The 1161-nt window shown below is 34.5% G+C and carries 3 protein-coding genes; 1 reads left to right on the top strand and 2 read right to left on the bottom strand.

The window, feature by feature from the left end; translation table 11 throughout:
- The first annotated feature begins 113 nt into the window (after positions 1 to 113).
- A complete protein-coding gene (locus FTV31_RS17010; protein ID WP_179996734.1) occupies positions 114 to 299 on the top strand; it encodes a hypothetical protein in 186 nt (61 codons plus the stop codon).
- Positions 300 to 360: 61 nt separating this feature from the next.
- Here the strand turns inward: FTV31_RS17010 and FTV31_RS17005 are convergent, their stop codons facing one another.
- A complete protein-coding gene (locus tag FTV31_RS17005; RefSeq protein ID WP_004969304.1) occupies positions 361 to 651 on the bottom strand; it encodes an addiction module antidote protein in 291 nt (96 codons plus the stop codon).
- A 1-nt stretch (position 652) separates the two neighbouring features.
- Entirely contained in the window at positions 653 to 949 is a 297-nt protein-coding gene (locus tag FTV31_RS17000) for a type II toxin-antitoxin system RelE/ParE family toxin (RefSeq protein ID WP_005175534.1), read from the bottom strand.
- Positions 950 to 1161 lie beyond the last annotated feature (212 nt).

Here is a 1161-nt window from a genome sequence, read left to right as displayed (position 1 = left end):
AAGAAAATAGGCAGAAAGATAAAGATCTTTTTAATGGATTTATTTGGGATAAGACCTAAATTTCGTATAAGAGATTTTATGTTAAATGACTTAAATTTTTGGAGGAGATAATGATGCCTAATAGTGAATATGAACAGGTGCATAGTAAATTAATTCAGATTATGGAAGATACTATTGATATTGCAGATATTTTGAATAAAAAAGATGCAAATAATGAGATGTTATCTGAGCAGTTACACAACCAAATGTTTGAACTAAGCAAAGCTATTCGTGAATTAAAGACTTTAAGTCAAAAGTAAATTTATACGAATCAAAAAATGGGAGCCTTTAGCTCCCATTTTTACTATATTTTTTAAGTTTTTAGGCATGTTGTACTGTCAGTTTTAAGCCTAAAGCATTCACTACACGATTAATCGTATCAAAACGTGGTGCTGAATCCTGACGTAGGGCTTTGTAAAGTGCTTCACGTCCAATCCCTGCTTCTTTAGCGATTTGAGTCATGCCACGAGCTTTAGCAATTACGCCAAGAGCATGAGCTAATTCAGCTGGATCATTTTCCTCAAGAACCATGTTGAGATACATCACAATGTCTTCTTCAGTTTTGAGTGACTCAGCCATATCAAAACTTGGTAAATCAGCGACTTTAACCATTTTAATCCTCCAATGTTTTCGATAATTTGACTGCACGATCGATGTCTTGTTGTTGAGTCGATTTATCTCCTCCACCAAGCATTACAATCACTACATCACCATGTTGGATGTAATACATTCTCCATCCAGCACCGAAGAATTCTCTCATTTCCCAAACGCCATCTTGGAGAGGTTTAATATCTCCCCAATTTCCACGTTGAACCTTATCTAATCTACGATTTAGGCGAATACGGGTCATATTGTCTTTAATGCCATCCAACCATTCATCAAATTCTGGCAGACGTTTAATTTCAATCATGAGGATTCCTTATCTTCTCACTATATTGTATTCGATCGAATACAATATGCAAGTAATCTATACGAACATCCATTAATTTCGTATAACAGCCATTATGTTAAATAGGAACCTTAGAACAATAGAAAATTATAATTTCATTGCCATAAGGAAGAATATACTTACAATCCTACGTTCGTTTGTAAAGCAATTTGCTGTGAAGCTAATTCAAGTGC

Source organism: Acinetobacter sp. YH16031 (genome assembly GCF_013417335.1).
GTDB lineage: Bacteria > Pseudomonadota > Gammaproteobacteria > Pseudomonadales > Moraxellaceae > Acinetobacter.
The sequence above is the reverse complement of the archived record's forward strand: the minus strand, read 5'-3'. Positions and strand labels throughout refer to the sequence as shown.